General features: G+C 55.4%; 17 protein-coding genes. 8 read left to right on the top strand and 9 right to left on the bottom strand.

From position 1 onward, the window contains the following. Positions 1-1,171: 1,171 nt before the first annotated feature. On the top strand, positions 1,172-1,912 hold the full coding sequence (locus AAFN47_RS24820; RefSeq protein WP_499811960.1) for a hypothetical protein: 741 nt from the start codon (positions 1,172-1,174) through the stop codon (positions 1,910-1,912). Positions 1,913-2,119: 207 nt separating this feature from the next. Here AAFN47_RS24820 and AAFN47_RS24815 read toward each other — a convergent pair whose 3' ends face one another. Then, positions 2,120-2,383 carry a hypothetical protein gene (locus AAFN47_RS24815; protein ID WP_499811959.1) on the bottom strand — a complete coding sequence of 88 codons (264 nt, stop codon included), beginning with the start codon at positions 2,381-2,383 and terminating at the stop codon, positions 2,120-2,122. Positions 2,384-3,068: 685 nt separating this feature from the next. Between AAFN47_RS24815 and AAFN47_RS24810 the strand changes: the two genes are divergently transcribed. The 3 genes from AAFN47_RS24810 to AAFN47_RS24800 all read left to right on the top strand — a co-directional run bounded on the left by AAFN47_RS24810 (position 3,069) and on the right by AAFN47_RS24800 (position 6,312). Continuing rightward, complete coding sequence (locus AAFN47_RS24810; RefSeq protein WP_499811958.1) at positions 3,069-3,875, top strand: DUF2306 domain-containing protein; 807 nt, start codon at positions 3,069-3,071, stop codon at positions 3,873-3,875. Positions 3,876-4,914: 1,039 nt separating this feature from the next. Continuing rightward, positions 4,915-5,556, top strand: coding sequence for a hypothetical protein (locus tag AAFN47_RS24805; protein WP_499811957.1), 642 nt, complete (start codon positions 4,915-4,917; stop codon positions 5,554-5,556). Positions 5,557-6,009: 453 nt separating this feature from the next. Further along, positions 6,010-6,312, top strand: a complete 303-nt coding sequence (locus AAFN47_RS24800) for a hypothetical protein (RefSeq protein ID WP_499811956.1) — start codon at positions 6,010-6,012, stop codon at positions 6,310-6,312. Between the two features lie 46 nt (positions 6,313-6,358). Here the strand turns inward: AAFN47_RS24800 and AAFN47_RS24795 are convergent, their stop codons facing one another. Further along, the gene (locus AAFN47_RS24795) at positions 6,359-6,571 is read right to left on the bottom strand and encodes a hypothetical protein (protein ID WP_499811955.1); all 213 of its coding nucleotides are present in this window, start codon (positions 6,569-6,571) and stop codon (positions 6,359-6,361) included. Between the two features lie 90 nt (positions 6,572-6,661). Then, positions 6,662-8,182 (bottom strand): UxaA family hydrolase, encoded by a 1,521-nt coding sequence (locus tag AAFN47_RS24790; RefSeq protein WP_499811954.1) that lies wholly within the window; start codon positions 8,180-8,182, stop codon positions 6,662-6,664. A gap of 178 nt (positions 8,183-8,360) precedes the next feature. Here AAFN47_RS24790 and AAFN47_RS24785 point away from each other — a divergent pair, with 178 nt between their 5' ends. The 4 genes from AAFN47_RS24785 to AAFN47_RS24770 all read left to right on the top strand — a co-directional run bounded on the left by AAFN47_RS24785 (position 8,361) and on the right by AAFN47_RS24770 (position 12,975). After that, positions 8,361-9,134 (top strand): IclR family transcriptional regulator, encoded by a 774-nt coding sequence (locus tag AAFN47_RS24785; protein WP_499811953.1) that lies wholly within the window; start codon positions 8,361-8,363, stop codon positions 9,132-9,134. A gap of 394 nt (positions 9,135-9,528) precedes the next feature. Continuing rightward, on the top strand, positions 9,529-10,644 hold the full coding sequence (locus tag AAFN47_RS24780) for a linear amide C-N hydrolase (protein WP_499811952.1): 1,116 nt from the start codon (positions 9,529-9,531) through the stop codon (positions 10,642-10,644). A gap of 53 nt (positions 10,645-10,697) precedes the next feature. Continuing rightward, positions 10,698-12,071 carry a glutamate decarboxylase gene (gene gad, locus AAFN47_RS24775; RefSeq protein WP_499811951.1) on the top strand — a complete coding sequence of 458 codons (1,374 nt, stop codon included), beginning with the start codon at positions 10,698-10,700 and terminating at the stop codon, positions 12,069-12,071. Between the two features lie 40 nt (positions 12,072-12,111). Next, positions 12,112-12,975, top strand: coding sequence for a hypothetical protein (locus AAFN47_RS24770; RefSeq protein WP_499811950.1), 864 nt, complete (start codon positions 12,112-12,114; stop codon positions 12,973-12,975). A 30-nt stretch (positions 12,976-13,005) separates the two neighbouring features. On the opposite strand, the gene AAFN47_RS24765 is transcribed toward AAFN47_RS24770, so the two are convergent. The 6 genes from AAFN47_RS24765 to AAFN47_RS24740 form a co-directional block, all read right to left on the bottom strand. After that, complete coding sequence (locus AAFN47_RS24765; protein ID WP_499811949.1) at positions 13,006-13,434, bottom strand: ion channel; 429 nt, start codon at positions 13,432-13,434, stop codon at positions 13,006-13,008. Positions 13,435-13,500: 66 nt separating this feature from the next. Then, positions 13,501-14,520 (bottom strand): linear amide C-N hydrolase, encoded by a 1,020-nt coding sequence (locus tag AAFN47_RS24760; protein ID WP_499812006.1) that lies wholly within the window; start codon positions 14,518-14,520, stop codon positions 13,501-13,503. A gap of 227 nt (positions 14,521-14,747) precedes the next feature. Beyond that, positions 14,748-16,193 carry a TolC family protein gene (locus AAFN47_RS24755; protein ID WP_499811948.1) on the bottom strand — a complete coding sequence of 482 codons (1,446 nt, stop codon included), beginning with the start codon at positions 16,191-16,193 and terminating at the stop codon, positions 14,748-14,750. A gap of 163 nt (positions 16,194-16,356) precedes the next feature. Beyond that, on the bottom strand, positions 16,357-18,039 hold the full coding sequence (locus AAFN47_RS24750; RefSeq protein ID WP_499811947.1) for an FUSC family protein: 1,683 nt from the start codon (positions 18,037-18,039) through the stop codon (positions 16,357-16,359). A 61-nt stretch (positions 18,040-18,100) separates the two neighbouring features. Then, positions 18,101-19,153 carry a multidrug transporter subunit MdtN gene (gene mdtN / locus AAFN47_RS24745; protein ID WP_499811946.1) on the bottom strand — a complete coding sequence of 351 codons (1,053 nt, stop codon included), beginning with the start codon at positions 19,151-19,153 and terminating at the stop codon, positions 18,101-18,103. 6 nt (positions 19,154-19,159) lie between these two features. Further along, the gene (locus AAFN47_RS24740) at positions 19,160-19,369 is read right to left on the bottom strand and encodes a YtcA family lipoprotein (protein ID WP_499811945.1); all 210 of its coding nucleotides are present in this window, start codon (positions 19,367-19,369) and stop codon (positions 19,160-19,162) included. Positions 19,370-19,859 lie beyond the last annotated feature (490 nt).

The following is a 19,859-nucleotide window of genomic DNA, read 5'->3' as shown; positions in this document are numbered from 1 at the left end:
AAGGTGTATGATACGTCTGTCCATGGACTAAAATCAGCAGAAACCGCATCATCAAACTATACTACGCAGTCTATATAGCATAGTTGGCATAACTCGAAGCGCCCATCGATGTCAGCTAAGAATTTACTGAAGAAAGTATATTAAATAGCTAGGTTGTATTTACTCAATGGTAATATGCCTCCAGGCAGCCTCTGGTTAGCAGAGGTGATGCTTTGTTGGACAAAGCCGTTCCTGAGCAGGTGAAAACTCAAGAGAGTGTTTTTCGCTTTCGAGTTTTTCAAGCCCTTTCAGGGACGGCTTTGGCCCAACGGTCAAAACGGTGATCGCCGCGGTGTTTTCGTTGTGGGAACGAGGCGAGTTACTGTGCATGAATTGTATTGACTGGGTAGGAATGGCGCTGGAGAACGCATTTTGCGCTGATCCGCCGCCAGGCGGATTGTTGACGCCTGTCAAGTATCAGTATCTTTGCTGCATTTACTTTATCGCGGCTGTGGATGAAAATTTGTTTCAGCCTTAGATAGAAATTCATTACATCTTTGGGTGGATGTCTATTGCATCCATAGATAGAAAATGATTTAATTAACTCGTTCTGAAAAATGTTTCGAACGCAGTGTTTGAACCGTTTTCGGATATGTACAGGGCGCAGCAGCTACGAAGATGCATGAAATCTCGCTGAATTGTTTTGCGGGCATGCGTCTGGATTTTATACATGCAAGAAATACGCACTTCGCCCCGGTTGGCGAAAGCGAACCTGCACGCATAAAAGGCTTCATTTGTAAGAAATATAAATAGGAAACATATAGTTAAGGCATATACGTGAATTAAAGAAGTTCGTTTCCTGTTATAAGGATATCCGGATTCATGATCAGGAATTATCTTGACAAGAAGATAGGCGCCATGAAGCGCTTGCCCTGTTCGAGCATATTCCACGTTTTCAGGGGCTTGGCGGGCCCAACCGTGGAAACCGGGACACGTCGCCGCTTTATCATTTTGGAGATCAACCGGTTCGAGCAAGTTCGATCTGGAGCGGATGCGCGAACCTTGGCCGGTTTGCGCACGGTTCTCATCCGGCGCGTGCAGGAAGGTGTTTCCGCCTGGCGCCTAAAGCCGGCCCGCTTTCGCTATTGCGTAGTCAATTGCCAAACTGTCACCACAGCCTGAAGGAAATACAATGCTGATGAACACTGACTGGTCGGTAAGGGAGTGTAGCGAGCCTTGGGAACTGGAAGCGCTTTTCCGTTTTCGATACGCGGAATATGTCGAGAAAAAGGGATTGTTCGAGAACGTCGCCGATCACAAGAACCGGTTTCTCAAAGATACCATTGATACGTTCGCGACGAACTTCGCAGCCTTTGACGGGAACAATGAAGTCATCGGGTCGATACGCTTCAATGGTTTCGACAGATTTGTTCAGAACTTTTGTATCACGGAATTCAGGATTCTCGACGTGAGCCCGTTGACTATGGAAAGAGGAGGCGTGGTCACGCGGGCCATGGTGCGTGAAGATTGGCGGTCAAAACCCGTATTCAGCGAACTGGTTCTCGCCGCCGCCCGTTCCATGAACGAAAAGAGAATCCGATGGGTGTTTATCGATACCGCGGCATCGCGCGCCGCCGATGATGAGCAGAGGTTTCTTTCGCTCTACGCCTCCATGGGTTTCAAGGTGTGGAGGGATGATGTGCTGGTTCCGGGCGCCGGTTTCGGCGCCGCGATGCTTCTGGACATGGAAGCAGCCAAGGAAAATCGGAAAAGCCTTGCAAGAATGTATCTTTGCAGCGAGGCGCCGCCGAAAAGATCGCTTGAAAAGGCGCGGAGGCCGTTGTTTCCTGGGGCGCTAGCCTCCGGTAGGGAGCATGAAACTGGAACCCGGGTGGGAATCGGGACTTCTGAACCGGGAGTGTGGGATCGGTAATTTCGGAGAATGCTGCTACCATTGGTAGGCGTATGATAATATGGGGCGCCTGGTTATCATGAAAAGGCGTCGCGCCGGACAGCAAAGCGTCGTCAAAGCCCCTTCGACAGTCGTAGATTCCGATTGGATGGAGAATGAGCGTCATCCAGTCGGAAAGGGTAGTATGAACTGGAGTCGACCCGGAACAGTGCAATCAGGAATTTAATTTTATTCGGCCATCGCTGTGAACTTCAAATTGTGTTGCAGCTTGCAGACCGGCAGTGAAGGGACGACGGGATCGAAACGTGACAGCCGGCTTTTACGCGGTTCTGGCGCCGGGCGAGCTGTGACAGTCGAGAAGCGGACCAGGGAAGCGCTGTGGTTGTTACTCTGAATAAAAATATAAGTATCAGAAAATATTAGAAAAAGGAAGAAGCCGAATTTGGCTTCGGTCACACTGAACCGCGTAAGCTGCAGGAGACGCCAGGTCATGCGGGATCTTGGCGGGCGAAAGGTGTCTCCAGTCCCGAACGATTTTGATCAGGCCAGATATGCACGATAATAAAGCAACTAAAAGTTGACTTATATGATTTTTTTGGTGTATATGTTATTTAAAATAAGTGACCTTGATCATTGCGTCAGAAAAACACTGAAAAATAGAGAATCCATCGGTTGGTTCGTTCTGTTGGAGAGCGTTCCGTGCGAGAGATTTTGGTTTTTTCGGAATGACCGAGGCGCCCAGAATACAATCAGACGGAGAGTAATGGCAATTGTGGCTCGTGGACTGCCGCCCGCACAGTGGTCCCGACGGATATGCGTGTTCTGACTTTTGCAAGGAGAGCCGGACGGCGTGAAAACATTGTTGTTGATCGACAAGTATTTTCCGGGAATTGGCCGGGTTCTGGTTTGCCTGTTTGAGGTGGAGCGCGGGTCATTGCCGACTGCGCAACGGGCGGTTTTACCGACCTGCGTCCGTTCACCCGTATTTTGGCGCAATTTCAGAAACGCCCAATGGATCATCGACGCTCGAAATAATCCGGGGGCGTTCGGGTGAAACTCTTCAGGGGCCGGCGGATTGCGCCGCGCAACCAATCGGGATGTCTCGCGCCGCTACGCAAACCAGGATTGCGTTTTGCTGAAGTCAACGAGGACCTGTTTAACCTTTTGGGAGTGCGCCATGTCCGTCTCGCTTGCCGATTACAAAGCTGATCGTAATGAACCGCTCAAGGTAGTGCCTTTGCGGTCAAGGCTTGACGCCGCCTATCTGTGGTTCAACATTGCGGTGTTGATAGCGTCATTCGGCTTCGTGTACGTGGTGCGCGCAATAATCGGGCGTTATCCGTTTTCGCTATACAGGGATTTCGAATGGTCGTTCGCCTATCAGGCGCATACCGCCATCGGTCTGTTTGTGTTGCTGTTGTTACTCTTTCAACCGGCTACCGGTCTACTGGGTCAAAGTCGCAAGTTTCCGAGAAAACTGCACAAGCGTTTCGGCATGTGGGTCTTTGCCCTGTTGATGATATACGGGATTACCGCAACAGTTTCCTTCGTCTATTGGAACATTTATCATCCGGAGCCATACAACCGGGGCGTCTACTCTACCTTCGGATTGATCTGGGCCGGCGGTGGCGCAACAGTGTTTCTGATCCGTGCGATTATGGAAATTAAGCGGAGAAACATCCTCGAGCACAAGATCGACATGATGTTTGCGTGCGCGATCTTTTCGTCAGTCGGTCTGACCAGGATGGTTACGTTCACATTGAAAACACTTGGGCATGATCCTTTCACGACCACATATACGTTGGGCTTCCTCCCGGAAGACGCAATCACCTATATGGAAATGCAGACATTCGTCACTTCGGCGTTGTTTGCAGTGGTCTGGTTCGTTTATGCGGCGTTTCGAGGCGTCTTGCCGACGCAGCGGTGGAAAAACGCCTATTGTATTGTGCCATTTCTGGTGTTCTCGGTCGTGCTCGCTTTGTAGAGCAGTGGGGTTGAAACCTGCGGCGTGGTAAAAATTTGCGGGCGGACGCCAGGAACCAGTTCATCCGTCAAAAGCGAAGACGCGTATCTTGTCCGCACCAAGTGTGTCGCCGTGGGCGGACGGTTTATCGACAGGATTTGGCGCACGGCATGGAATGAGAGGTTTTTCGAAGGCCTTCGGCGGCATGTCGCGCATATCCGGGCCATCGACCCCCATATAGACCGCTGCTCCTCAGGCGATGATTGCCTTCGCGCGGGCGACAAAACTGCGATTAATCCGCTTTGTCAGATAAGTTGACGCCACGGCAATGCGGCTGGCGATGGCGCAATTGTCGAGCCATCAACGAACGTTTCCTTCTTTATTCGGATTTCATTGACGGTTGATCGCCGGCGGCGGTCAACATCGATAGCAATTTCAATGTCAGACAGGTTCATCTGATCAAGGTGCTTCAGAGCGTCACCAGGAATTCGCTGCGCAGGCCGGTCGTGGCTATCGTTCAATATTGCATAAAATACTGGAGTCTTGATGATGAAATTTTACATAGATTTATGATATAAAAATCCATGGACTTGGAAAAGATTAATCTACATCATCAGAATATAAGTATTATAAATAAGTTGCATGAATATATAGAATAAATCAAAAATTGTATAAGCGAGTTTCATAAGTAAAAAATAAAAATTGGATTTATTTTTAATATAATAAAAATTTTATACATCTGTATGGTGCAATGAGTATTAATTGGCCGCCTTTGATATGGAGGTCAGGAGAGAAAGATGCAGGCAAGCGTGTATATATTTCGAGCCTTTTCAGAGGCTTTGCAGGCTCAACAGCTGCATTCGGGATGTGTCGCGTTTGTATTACAGTGGAGACCGGCCAGATCAGGCAAACCTGATTTGGAGGGCGCGCGTAAAGTTTGGCAAGTTTGTCGTCGAGCAATATTCGCAAACATGTCTCTTCTCCCCGCTCCTGAAACCGGTCCAAATTTCCCGCGGTGTAACAAATCGTCGAGCCGCGGCTGCAGGCTGAGGGAAATGCAATGCTTATGAATGCCGACTGGTCGGTAAGGGAGTGTCGTACGCCTTCAGAATTGGAAGCGTTGTTTCGCTTCCGCTACGCGGAATATGTCGAACAAAAAGGATTGTTCAAAAGTGTCGCCGATCATGAGAGTCGGCAACTCAAGGACACGATCGATACTTTCGCGACGAATTTCGCCGCCTTTACCAGAAACAATGAAATCATCGGGTCGATACGCTTCAACGGTTTCGACAAATTCGTGCAAACCTTCTGCCTCACTGAATTCAAGATACTTGATGTAAGTCCGATGGTTCTGGAGAGGGGTGGTGTGGTGACACGGGCCATGGTGCGTTCCGATTGGCGATCAAAGCCGGTGTTCAGCGAGCTTGTGCTTGCCGCGGCTCGCTACATCAACCTGAAGAAAACCCGCTGGGTGTTCATCGACACAGCCACTTCGCGCACTGCCGATGATGAAAAGAGGTTCCTTTCGCTCTACGCCTCCATGGGCTTCAAGGTGTGGAGGGATGACGTGCTGGTTCCGGGCATCGGCTTCGGAGCCGCGATGCTTCTCGATCTGGAAGCAGCCAAGTACAATCCAAAAAGCCTTGCCAGGATGTATCTTAGCGATGCCGTTTCGCCGGAAGCCTCGCTCGAAAGCGTCTAGGCTCTTCGCCGATCAGGCGTCCGTTGTCTGTCGGGAGAACGATAAATAATTCTGAGAGGTCAAACCTGCGCGTAGGTATCAGGAGATTTGTCAAAATCCGGTCGTCACGACGTAGACGAATATGAGGCCAAGCACAATTGAGCCGGCCCATCCGATTATGGACTTCGTCTGATGCCACCGGATTTCGAAGAATGCGTCGCTCATCGTCAAATTCTCTCGTCCGAGAAAATTTCGATCCGTATAATTGATGAAGAAGTCAATGACGAACAGAGTCGAAGCCGTCATAAGACGCGCGAAAAAGAACTGTCCGCTCAGTGTGCTTACGAGCCCCGAAGCGGATTGCGCGATGACTTCCGTCAACTTTGGCAAAGTGGGGCCCGTGCTCTGCACAACGATAAACAGACAACGTAGGTCAGGATCGCCCACCAGGGAGCAGGGGTTCCAAAGACGTATATGGCGCCTGTTTCAGACAGCCTGAAAAACAACGTCGCCCACGCCTTGCCGCCGGATGTCGCTGGAGTTCTCAAGCACATCATTGGCGACGTGGGAATTCCAGGACAGCTTTTTGGCAAACCCTTTCTTCACTGCACGCCGGACGAGGCGCAATCGGAGTTCTTCGCTCAGATTGGAGGCGGCGCCGACGCCTTCGATCTCGATTTGAAACGGGACATAGTCTCGGTCGACTGGGGGCCGGGGGTGGAGTTCCTCGAAGGCGCGCACGCAGACTATACGCGCCAGAAGGAGGCAGAGCCGTAACCAGCGCCATGACGAAGCCTTCACCACGGCGACCTCGTCGCCATTTTCAAATGCGCGGGTTGCCGGGGAGACCGTGCTCGAAAGTCACCATTACGGCATAAATATTCCGACGCTCGAAACTGCGACCTGATCCGGCAAATACGCGATTCAGACCATTCTCGAGGCCGAAGGCTCCGATCTCAGGATTGTTCCCTTCGATCGCCCGCTTCACGCGCGCAAGTTCAAACTGGCTCAACGGATCATCGGCGCTCGAACGCATCGATAGTTCGCGCGCCGATGAGATTACTTTGTCGTGCAGTGACGGTCTCGGTCGTATTCGTCTCGCAAGACGCGAGCGCTGGCCGATCTCCTACATCACAGCGCCGATGTGCCAGGGCGCGAATTCGTTCGAGCCATAGCCGAGCGCTTCCGATTTCGTGCGCTCGCCGGAAGCAACCCGCAGGATCATGTCGAAAATCTCTCGCCCCTTGGCTTCCAGCGACGTTCCCTGAAGGACATCGCCGGCGTTGAGGTCCATGTCCTCTTCCATCTTTTCGAATATTGTCGTGTTGGTGGCGATCTTGATCGAGGGGCAGGGCTTGTTCCCGTAGGCCGATCCGCGCCCGGTCGTGAAACACATCACGTTGGCCCCGCCCGCCACCTGTCCCGTCGCCGAAACCGGATCATATCCGGGCGTGTCCATGTAGACGAAGCCCCTTGCGGTGACCGGCTCGGCGTATTCGTAGACCGCCTCAAGAGGAGCGGAGCCGCCCTTCGCCACGGCGCCGAGAGATTTTTCGAGGATCGTGGTCAGGCCGCCCAGCTTGTTGCCGGGGCTCGGATTATTGTTCATTTCCATCAGGTTGCGGGCGGTGTAGTCCTCCCACCACTTGATGCGCTGGATCAGTTTCTCGCCGACGTCGCGGTTCGCGGCGCGGCGCGTCAGAAGGTGTTCGGCGCCGTAGATTTCGGGCGTTTCCGACAGGATCGTGGTTGCGCCCTGAGCGACCAGCAGATCGGAGGCGACGCCAAGCGCCGGGTTGGCGGTGATGCCGGAATAGCCGTCCGAGCCGCCGCATTGCATGGCCAGGATCAGTTCACTGGCCGGGACCTCTTCGCGTTCCACCGCGTTGACGACGGGCAGCATCTCGCGGATCGCGGCAACGCCCGCCTCCACGGTCTTGCGCGTGCCGCCCACCTCCTGGATCGTCATGGTGCGGAAAGTTTCGCTCTCGGTAATCCCGTAGGCCTCTTTCAGGCGGGGGATCTGGAAGCCCTCGCACCCCAGTCCCACGACGAGTGCTCCGCCCATGTTGGGATTGCTGGCGTAGCCCCACACCGTGCGTCGCAGGATAGTGAAGATCGTGCCGGAATTGTCGACGACGCACCCCTGCACCTGCTTCAGCGCGATAATGCCGTCGATGTTTGGATAGTCCCGCAGCTCGCCCGACTGTTCGATCTCGTTCACAATCGCGGCGGCGACCGTGGTCGAGCAATTCACGCTGGTGAGCACGCCGATATAGTTGCGCGTGCCGACCTTGCCGTTGGCGCGGCGAAAGCCGCGAAAGGTAGCTTTCTCCGTCGCTTCCGGTACGGGACGCTTTTCGGCGCCGATCGCATAGTCGAGCTCGGATTCGCCCATTCCGACATTATGGTCGTGCAACCAGATCCCGGGCGCGATATCTTCCTTGGCGTAGCCGATGACCTGACCATATTTGCGCACGGCGCCGCCCGCCGGGATGGCGCTCAAAGCCACCTTGTGGCCGCGTGGCACGTCTCGCAGAGCAGTCGCTCCGCCGGGGATAGGGGTTCCTTCGCGAATTATCGAGATAGCGACCGCGACATTGTCGGCTTCGTTCAGTTTCAGGATATTCGCATCCGCATCTGCCATCGCTTCCTCCCTGGTGGAACACGTTCTGGTTTCTAATATTGTCACTTGGTGAAAGTATGCGTTACCAAATGATCGTACCGATCTTGTTTTCTCCGCGTCAAGTGGGTGGCGCAAGAGGACGGTCATCACATAAAGGAGCGAAGGACGGTTTCAAAGCCGATTCCGGGAGTGGATGGGAATGGAAGGCATCAAGACCAACAGATCGATCCTGAGGGGGCTCAGCGTAATCGAGACGCTCGCGGCCGTCCGGGGCGGCTTGACGCTGACCGAGATCGCCGAGCGGACGGGTCTGGACAAGGGCACGGTCACGCGCCTTCTTCTGACATTGATCGAGGCCGGCTATGTGCGTCGCGAGACGAACGGGCGGCAATACTTCCTGACCACCCGTATCCTGCAGATCGCCGGCAGCGCCGGCATCCGGATGGACGTACGCGGCGCCGCCCATCCGCATTTGAGGAGCCTGCGGGACGAGATCAACGAGATCGTCCATCTCGGCATCGTGGAAAACGACCGCGTCGTTTACATCGACAAGCTCGAACCGCACAAACAGGCGCTGCAGATCATTACGGGCGTCGGCCAGTCCATGCCGGTGCATTCGACGGCGCTCGGCAAGTGTATTCTCGCACATATGACAAGGCCCGAGGCGGAGGCCATAATCGCTCGGCTTGAGCTGACGCCTGTCACGGCCAAAACCATCACGGACCGCGACAAGTTGCTGTCCGAACTCGACCGCATCCATGCCGAGGGCTATGCGATCGACGACGAGGAGAACATGGACGCGATAAGCTGTGTAGCCGCGCCCGTTTTGGACAGTTCGGGTCAGATCGTGGCTGCGATCAGCTCTTCGCTTCCCACCTTCCGGATACAGGACGGGATGGAGAAGCTGGCCGACCTCATCTGCGGCACGGCCGCCAAAATATCGTCCGATCTCGGATATCATACCGCTTCCTGAAGGCGGCCTGATTCAGTCGTGCCGTCTCCGGGCATAAAATCCCGGTTTTACCCTTTGGCGAACGCAATCGCAAAATCCCGAAATAAAGCCGGAGTCTCCTTCGGGCGGTAATGGTTACGCAAGTAATTGTTTCAAAAATATATTGTAGAATTCAAAAATGTCGGTTGAATAACGGCTGAGTGTGTTCGATCTTTGGAGTTTGTATAGAAAGCGTCCAGAAGAGTCGTATCACTATTCTTGAGTGAAAGAACTTTCCTATGCGCTCCGCGATGGCGTTGACAAACGTCTAGCGCTCAGGGAGGTTGGGTTCGTATTGCCGCCCGGCGATACACTTGCCTGTTCTGGGCAAATTTCCTGCCATTACATCGAATATTCAAGACGAGTTAGAGGCAACATGTGCACTTCGCTGATTTATCGTGACACAGAAGACAAAGTCTATTTTGGTCGGACATTGGAACTGACGTCAGACCTGCCTTACCAGTTGATCTATCTGCCTAAAGGCGTTCCCTTCCAGTCTGCGGTAGAGGGGCATCCACCCGTCGACTACACCGGAAAGTACGCCATGCTCGCCGTTACGATGCCTGCGCGGTTGCCGAAACCGGGGTCGCCGCTTGGCCTCGCAGATCTCAAGGCGCTCGAAGGCATGAACGATCAGGGGCTAACCTTCAGCCTATTGTCTTATCCGAACTCCGGTGGAACGCAAAAGGCGGTTGAAGCGACCAGAGCTGTTCTCTCCGCCTCGGACCTCGGTTCCTGGGCCCTCAGCCAGTTCGCAACTGTAGCTGAGCTCAAGACGGCGCTGGCCAGCCAACCCGTGATGCTGGAGGCGCTGGCCCTTCTCGGCGGGGTCGAGTCTCCGTTCCACTATGTCGTGCATGATGCAGCCGGGGACGCCTTCGTCATCGAGTTCAACGAGGGGCAGATGACGACCTATGACAATCCGGTTGGCGTCATGACCAACGGACCGGAATTCAGCTGGCATCTGACCAATTTGAACAACTATACCTTCCTCACCAATGTCGACAGGTCCAGCGCGACCTTCGGAACTTACGCGGCTGTACAACCCGATTCCGGCGTCGCTACGGCCGGCCTGCCCGCCTCCAACACGTCCGTCGGCAGGTTCGTGCGCGCCGCTTTCTACTCTCAGTATACGGAAAAGGCGGACACGCCCGATCTGGCGGTGCAGACTCTCGCCCACATCATGAACAATTTCGACCGGCCTCGCGGCGTCACCATCGATTATCCGAGTGAAGGCGGGGGTCACATGGAGGTCGCGGGACTGGAGGCCGACGCAAAGACGGCCTACGCGACCGAATTCACCTGCTGGACCAACCTTTCGGACCTTGACCGCAAGCAATTCCACCTGCGGACCTATCGCAGTCTGAATTACGCCAGCTTCGACCTGAAGGCGCTCGCCGACGCCGATGGCCCACGGGTTCTTCCACTCGGACATCTGGACGGACAGGCTGGTGACTCGACAGATCTTTTGAAAGCGGCCAAGGCCGCCTGAGGCCCGGACATTTCCGGCACGCTACCGTGTTATGACGGACAAGGAGAAGGCAATTGCGCGACGATCTCAAAGATCAAATCTACGGCGCCGAAGATAGTTCCCGGGATCTGCCAAAATCCGAATTTCCTGACGACGAGCGCGATCCGCGCCGGGTTTATGCTTCGGTTCGCGACGAACTGATGCTCGACGGCAATTCGCGCCAGAACCTTGCGACGTTCTGCCAGACTTGGGAAGAGCCGGAAATCCACCAACTGATGGACGATTGCATCGACAAGAACATGGTCGACAAGGATGAGTATCCACAGACGGCCGAAATCGAAGAGCGTTGCATTCGTATGCTGGCCAACCTGTGGAACGCCCCCGAGGGCTCGGCGGTCGGCACATCAACCACCGGGTCGAGCGAGGCGGCGATGCTTGGTGGGTTGGCTATGAAGAGGCGTTGGGAAGCGCGGCGGAACGCCGCCGGTAAATCTGTCAACAAACCCAATCTTATCACCGGGCCGGTTCAGATTTGCTGGCACAAGTTCACTCGGTATTGGGATATCGAACATCGCGAAATCCCGATGGAGGACGGGCGTTTGCTGATGACTCCTGAAGAGGTGTTAAAGCTTTGCGACGAAAACACGATCGGCGTAGTGCCAACGCTTGGGGTGACGTTTACCGGTGAATTCGAGCCGGTAAAGGCTGTCAGCGACGCATTGGACCAATACGAAGCGGAAACCGGCTACGACATCCCGATCCATGTTGATGGCGCTTCTGGCGGATTTCTCGCCCCGTTCTGTGCGCCCGAACTGGAGTGGGATTTCCGGCTTCCGCGGGTCAAATCGATCAATGCGTCAGGCCACAAATTCGGACTTGCGCCGCTGGGCGTCGGCTGGGTGATGTGGCGCGAGCAATCGGACCTGCCGGAGAGCATGGTCTTCTGGGTGAATTATCTTGGCGGGAACATGCGCGACATAGCGCTTAACTTTTCGCGTCCCGGTGGGCAGATCGTTTGCCAGTACTACAACTTTCTGAGGCTTGGACGCGAGGGCTATCGAAAGATCCATTCTGCCTGCTATCGCAGCGCGGAGTATCTTGCAGACCATATCGGCAAGATGGGACCGTTCGAAATTGTTTTCAACGGCGATATGGCGCGGGGAATTCCGGCGGTGTCATGGAAGATCAAGAAGGACTTTGACGCCGGCGGTTACACCTTGTTCGATCTTGCAGATCGTCTGCGCGTGCGTGGCTGGCAGGTTCCGGCATACACGCTCCCGGCCAATTGTCAGGATCAGGCCATCCAGCGTATCCTGGTTCGCAACGGCGTAAGCCTCGATCTGTGTGAGCTTCTGATCGGGGACATCGGGTCAGCGTTGCGCCATTTCCAGTCTCATCCGATTCGCAACTCTCTCACTAGCGAGGAGGCTTCAGGCTTCCATCATTGAGACAAGCGATGCCAGGGTGCGTTGGGCCAGGGAGTTGTTCATGAGCGGGGCCTGTCATGATCCCAGTTCTGTCGACATGCACAGTGAAGGGCCATGGCCTTTTATCACGCTGCGAAAGTACTATCATCACGGACGCCTGATCCTCTGGCGGGCGCGACAGCATCGCAAGGGACTTGTTCCGGCTGAACGCGGACTGGAAGTCGACCGGATCCCGTTCTGGCAAACACGACGCTACAACTGGATCACCGGGCTGTTCTTCAGCATCGGTTCGTTGCTGTTCATGCTGGGAGCGATGTTCTCGCTTATGCCGCGTGACTGGGTGGCGACCCCGTCTGCATTTGCCATCGGCGTGACGTTTTTTCTTGGCTCAATTCCCTTTACCACCGCCGGTTACCTGCAGCATTTCCAGGCGGCGAATGCGTCGGAGTTCCGAACAAACTTCGCGCAGGATAAGCCAAATCAGCGGGTATCCTTTGTCGGATGGCATCCGGCGAGCCCAGGTTGGCTGAGCACATTCACTCAGTTCATTGGGACGATTGCTTTCAATATCAATACTTTCAATGCAATCCGTCCGGCGACTGGCTGGTACAGTCAGGACCTGACGATCTGGTTGCCCGGGATGATCGGTTCGGTCCTGTTTCTCGTCTCCGGCTACCTCGCCTTCATCGAAACCTGCCACGGTTATTGGGCCTGGCGCCCCTGGCAACTCGATTGGCGAATTGTGTTCGTCGATCTGCTCGGCTGCGTGTTTTTTATGGTCGCCGGCGTTCTGGCCTACGTGCCGAAGAACACCGAACCGGCCTGGATGCCGGCGATGGCCAATACCCAGCTCTGGCTCGGTGGGCTGGGGTTTCTGGTTGGCGCGCAACTGCTGATGCGGGAAAGCCGACAGGCGGCGGCCTGAACAGAAACGGCTTCAAACGCTCAGGTGATGTCAGTACCGGATGCCGAACCGGCGGGCGCTTACCGCAAGAACCTGAAACAGGACAGCCGTCGACCAGCCGAAGAGAAGAACGCCGTTCATGGCTGTCATGGGTCCCAGAACCTGCCATGGCGCTTCGGGAACGAGATGACCGTATCCCAATGTCGTGTAGTTTACGAAGGCAAAATCGAAATCTGCGCTACTGTCGGGCGTTACACCGAGCAATCGATAAAATACGCTCCAGATCCAAACCTCCATCAGATGCGCCAGCATAAGAATGGCGGCCGCAATGATCATGATCAGGGCTTCCCGGAAAACGACGTTTGGTTGCGACAGCCGCTCTGCATCCCGGTGGACCGTGCGCACCATGACCACCGTAAAGACCGCATGGACTGCAATATTCATAAGGCTGATGCAGACGCCGATTCCGATTGCAAACACTGTCGCGTTCTCCGCGCGGGTTGGTGAACACACCGGGCTTGGCGCCCGGCGTTCAGTGAGGCTTTTCTATTCCTGTCCGGACCGCCGCGCGCCGAGGAATTGGAACGGCGCTGCTTCGACAAAGTCGTCTGTTGCGTTGCCCGAAAAGATGTTGCGCTGAGCTTCTCCGAGATCCAGCTTCTTGACCTTGCCTGCATCCTTCGAGAAATCGATCTGCTTCAGATCAACCCAGAACGTGTTGGGCGTCAAAGCAGATTCGAAGAAATAGATCTTGCGACTCTGGTCCGAGACGGTTCTCCAGCGGGTCGAAGAGATGTTCGGTTCATCCGGCGTCGAAATCCCGTAAGGGACAGACACGTTGCGGATGATCGAAAATACGCCGGCGACCGCCAGATTGACGTCGGTGAACTTCGGAATGGAATTGACGTAGAACGATGCGCGGGCGAAGCGGTCGGCGGCACGGTTCGTGCCAGGCATGAATACCGTGCCCCTGATTTGCTCCCAGTATTCATCCAGCGCCAGTTGCTTGTCGTAGGTCGGAGAATTGGTCATCACCTGGTAGGATTTGTCGTGATGAATGACCTGTTTGCCGTCGACATATTCGACGATGGCGCTGTCGCCGCTGGCGTCCGAAATGGAGAGATGGAGGGCTGCGAGCCGTGTTTCGCCCGGCACCTGATCGGTGACAATGACGAATGCGTCCTTCTCAAGTTCCGCCACGGCCTCCTCAACCGTCGCGAAATTGTCGAGAATGTACTGCGCCCACGCGGAAATCGACAGACCCGGCTTGTCGCTTTCGGTCGGATACTCGGATTCCGCCAGCCACAGGACGTTTGCGACCAGACCCTCTTCGTTCATGCCGTCCGTGGTCGCGATATCGTAGGCCGAGGCGATGACGCTTCCGTATCTCGATGTCCAGGAAATGGAGTTGGGACCTGTCTCACCACTGCGCTCGATACCGCGCGGCAAGATCCAGAGATTTGTCGCTATATCCGTTTTCCAGTCCATCGACCGCGCCGTGTAGACAGAATCGCTGGCGCCCAGATACACCAGTCGCGTGCATGCATAGGTATGGGTAGTGAACATGATAGACAAAATGGCGATGAAGAGCGCCAGAGGCGCCTTGCCAGGCAGACAAAGCCGTTTGTTCTGCATCAATTTCTCCTGCTGCAGACATGGGGTTGCAAGTTGTGGTGAGGAATTCCCCGTACAGGACGGAGGAGAATCGAAAGTATTGTCGCTGTCCAGCGAGTATAGTTCAAGGCAGTGAGACAAATCGCGCAAGCAGAAACGCGCTGAGGCCGTCACCGATTTCAGTTCGAAAACAGCAAGGCGGCGGACGTCCGCGACGTCATGGCGCCGAGTGAGAACGCCAGAGTGGAGGCGGCGACGAGCGCCGAAGCATGCGCGTCAGCCTGAGCCTGGCGGGCGTCGAGCAAGCCGGTTTCGGCCTCGATCGCATCGGTGACAGTGCCGACTCCGTTCTTGTAGGCGTCGAATGCCGCGTCATAGGTGACGTTTGCAGCCCGCACCAGTTCGCTCGCCGATGCGTAGGCTTGCAAGGCGGAGCGCAGCGTATCGGAGGCAACGACGATTTCCTGGACTGCGGTGTTGCGTGTCTTCTCGAAGGACGCCTCCGCGGCCGCGACAGCGGATTGCGCCTGGCGTCTCGTGCCTTCGCGAATGCCGCCGCTGTAGAGCGGCACTGTCAACCCCACGAAAACGCCGGAGGTCGTGCCCTGGCCGGCAAGACCGGGCAGATTGCCGCTCTGAATCGTGCCTTCACCCATTGCAGCGATTGCGCCGAGATAGACTTTCGGCATGAAGCGGGCTTTTGCAGCGAGTTCATTTGCCTGGCTTGCCTTCAACTCTGCATAGCTTGCGACCACATCCGGACGACGTGAAAGGGCGGCTTCGATGACCTGTTCCGTGGGGAAGGATTGTGCGCTCGGGAGTCTGCGATTGGCGGATGAGGCGATCCTGATCTTGGAAAGAGACGAAATGCCGACAGCGGCCAGCACGTCCTGATAACTGTCGCGAAGCGTATCCTGCGCCTGGACGAGCCTGTACTTTGCTTCCGCCTCAAGCTGTTTGGACTGTGCAACGGCGATAGTGGTGCCAATTCCGTTGGCGTAGCGCGATTGCGCCGCATCCCTGATGCGTTTGCTATTCGCCAGAGCCTGCTCTGCGATTTTCACGTTGCTCTGTGCGGCTCCGTAGAGGTAGTAGCTGCGGGTTACGTTGTAAATAACAGCCTGGTGCGTGCCATTGAAAGAAACATTGGCCGCATGGAGGTTGTGCTTGGCGGCCTCCCGCAGGGATTTGCGCTGACCGAAATCGAAAACCAGCCATTCCAGGGCGACGTTCGGCGCAAAGCCGCTGGCCGTGGTGGCGACATCAGACGTGCCGCCGCTCAGGTCTGGCAACGGCGTGACGAAATTCTGGTAACCGCCGATCACATTCGCGGAGATGGTCGGCAGATAGGCGGCTTCGGACATGCCTACCGCGAGCGCCGCCTGTCGCGCCTGTTCCCATGCAATCCGGGTTGCGGGATTTTTTGACTGCGCGAGGTCGATCAACTCGGTCAGCTTGTAGACCTTCTGTGAATCGACGCCTTTTTCAAGTTTGGCGACAGCCGGGTCGGCAGGCACCGAAAAATCCGAACTGGATGTCGTCGAACCCTCTGGCCGCCACGCCTGGTCGGGTGAATCCGAGGCCAGATCCAGGCTCTTGCTGATGCAGCCTGTCGCGGTGATCATGACTGCCGCGGCGAGCAGACTCAAGGAAGCTGGGCGGGATTGCGATATGAAAAAGGTCATCAGGCCGCACTTGCTGGTCGTACATTTTAATGCTGCCTGATGCGTAAAGCAGTTTGGTTAACCTGTTATGACTTCGACTTGCTTCCGCGCGAAGCCGCTCACTCTACTGGCGAAGAGCCTTCAGCCTCGAGCCAATATCGCTGCTGTCGGCATCGCCTGTAAACAGGCATCCGGCAAGATCGCGGCTTTCGGAAATGGCGTCAGCGGCTGTATCCAGTTCAAACGCCGGGGGGCGCATTTTCGCGGGCTCGAACATGGTCGTCTCCAGAAGCTGTGTCGCAGCGTCCAGCCTTACATAGGCTCCGGAAACTTCTGCGACCTTGAGGCGTTTGTCGGTCGACGGATGTCCGGCGAGGCGCATGAGCCCGTCGAGCGCCGAGTTGATGTTCTGCCTGACTGTAGCCATCGCGCTTTTTGGCCAGAATTGCGTGAAAATGAAATAGATAACGACATTGCCGAGCAGAATGCCGACGATCCTGTCGCTGGCCTGCGAAAACTCGAAACTGGGGCCGAAACCGTTGAGGATCGTCAGCAGAAACGCCAACGCAATCTGGACGCCCACATAACTGATGCGTTCATTTCCGGACGACACCCAGCCAGCGATAAACACGCCAGCGAACACAAGCAGCATGAGACCGCCAATGGACGTCAGCGACGGCATGATGAACAGCAGAGCCAGGGCGCCCATTGCTGCGCCGATCAGGCATCCCATGATGCGCAGCGCCAGTTTGCGCACGGTTTCTCCGGTCGAGCCGAGGGCAGCGACGTAACAGGTGATCATCGCGGTATGGATGCCATCCCAGTGCAGCCCGGTATAGAGGAGATAGCAGATGACGGCCGCCGCAGACGTCTTTAGGGCGTATCGCTGATGATCGGGATTGGAGAACGCATCGGGCGAGAAGAGAGGCGGTTTTTGCGGTTGTGGCGACCCACCGCCGTCCGGTTGAGAAAGATCAGCGATTTCGCGCCAGATGTCGACGCCAGGCCCTTTCGGATGTGCACGCGCAGAAACGGTGACATTGCGATCTTTGGCGGAAACCTTGCCTGCGAGATCAAGCAAGGCGTTCGCCAATCGGCATCGTTCGTCGTCAGACAAATGCTTTGTGATGTGGGACGCGGAAACCAGAATGGCGTAGCTGGTCTCGACAGCGCCGTTCAGCCACTTCGAATAGTTTCTGGGGCTCAGATACAAAAGTTTCACAAGCTGCATTTGTGACAACGGCGTTTCGTTTCCTTCGCCGAGCAGATCGTCGATTTCGTCTGTCTTGTCCTGTCCGCGTAAATGCTCGGCCGCGACCGACAGCCGCTTGGCAACCTTGTCACGGACCTGCCGTTCTGTCGAAAAGCCGAGAAACAGGTTGAACACGATCATGAGCAGCATGGGCATGGCTGCCATCTTCCAGGCCATGAGCAGTCCCTGGTCGCCAATCTGCCCGACCGGCACGTCCGTGACCAGCGTCATCAGAAAAGCAATGATCAGGCCCACAATGGCTGCTTGCTCGCCGAGAGGCGTCGTGGAGCTCAAAAACAGGAACAGGTACGATGCAAAGAAGATGATCGCAAGCCGGGCCGGAGGATTTTCAATCGTAAGGTTGATGACCGGGATCATTATCACGACGACAATGCTTGCAAGCAGGATAAGGCCGGCCCCCATGATGATGTTCTGGGCTGCGTCGGGTTTCATCAGAAAGATGACGAGATAGCAGCTGATTGCAGCTTCCGGTATCTTCATTAACATGGCCGTGGCGGAAACCAGACTGCACAATAGCGCGATGCGCCACGTCATCCCGAAGCGTCCGGGAAACGGTTGCAGGTCAGTCCTGGCCTGTCGATACAGGTGTCGCCAATTATAATGTGCAGGCATCGCCGCGCTGAATGATCGAAACGGCGGACGCGCCCACCCGCATCAGGTCGGCTGGTGGATCGTTCAGCCGGATGCGGACGGGAAACCGCTGTTGCACCCTGACCCAGTCGAGTGACTTCGGAATGATCGGAAGGGCGTTCGGCAGAAGGATCTGCTCTTTGGAACTCACACCCCAGCCGATTCCGTCCACGACGCCCTGGATGGCGCGACTGCGATCGGCTAGCACGTATACGGTTGCGCAATCGCCGATCTCGATACCCGGCAACGCCGTCTCGACATAGCCGGCCGAGGCGAACCATGATTGGGAATTGATCAGGGTGAAGACCGACTGTCCGGGCAGGACGTACCCGCCAGCCGAAACGGACAGTCCAACGATCCTGCCGTCATTGGGCGCTCGCACCACGGTTTGCTCGAGCTCAAATTCGGCAATGGCCAGAGCCGCCCGTCTCGCCTTGACCAACGCCTTGGCGGCCTCCTCGTCGCTGATCAGCGCCTCGGCTGCTTCTTCTTGGCGCAGGGCCTCGTTGAGACTGACTTCGGCGTCCCTCTTGGCGGTGCGCGCGTCGTCCACCTGTTGTGCGGACACATAGCCCTTGGACTCCATTGGCAGCAGCCGATCAAGGGTCTGTGTCGCAAGATCCAGGTTCGCGCGCGCCCGTTCTATCTGTTCGGCGGCGATGATCGCGTTCGTCTGTTCGGCCTTGATTGTGCGAGCCTTGTCGTTGGCGCTTGCGACGGCGATGGCGAGATCGGCGCTGGTCTGTTCGACAGCCAGTTGATAAGGCGTCTTGTCTATTTCGAAGAGGATCTGCCCTTTCTCAACGTAGTCGTTTTCCCTGACCTGTATCCTGCGTATGCGCCCGGCGACCGACGGGGCGATATGGACGATATCGGCTCCAATGGTGACGTCGTCGGACATCGGATTGCTTCGTGTCTTGGTCAACTGGTGATAGACAAGGACGCCGGCGGTGAGGATGACAAGAAGACTGGCGCCGCCGCCCAGGATCAGTTTCAGATTGTTCGAAAGAGACGCCATTGCACGCTAACTGTTAAAGACAAGCGAAAGGATGATGTAGTTCACAATCAGCATCATGCTGACATACACGGCGACCTTCCAGCGCAGAACGTCATCAAGCCCTACCGCGACGAACAGGCCTCTCAGGATCATCGTCAACACGACCGCCCCCAACAGGCAAAGAAGCCATGCCGGAAAGAAACTGCCAAACATCGGGATAGAAGGCGCCAGGCTCATAAACAGGATCGATTGAATTGCTTCTGTGCGAATCGTGCCTTCAACTCTATATGCTATGCGGTCCGGATGACAATTCGGTTCTGTTCTGGAACAAAAAAGGAACTTTTTGGGAGAATTTTTGCTGAATTTGTGCTACAAGACAAGACCGATGAATTTAGTGGTCTTCACCCATCGAACAGACGCAATCGCAAAATCCCGAAACAAAGCCAGAGATCGCGGGAGCCAAATTCTGAAACGAACCCAAAGCCCGATTTCGCGAATTCCCGAAACAAAGCCAAACGCGTGAAAACCGGATTCCCGAAACAAAGCCAGATTCCTCCGAAGCCAAGAGGTCACAGGTTAAGTTATTGTTTTGATCTATTTTTTTTGAGCTTATCGAGAGATAGCTGACATTTCATTCCGGACACATGGTTTACACAACGCGCATTTGGGGGAGCCCGAATGCCTTGGAAAGAGTGTAGACCAATGGATGAACGTCTCAAATTCATAG

Source organism: Hoeflea sp. CAU 1731 (assembly GCF_039888615.1).
Taxonomy (GTDB): Bacteria; Pseudomonadota; Alphaproteobacteria; order Rhizobiales; family Rhizobiaceae; genus Flavimaribacter.
This window is presented reverse-complemented; position numbering and strand designations above follow the sequence as displayed.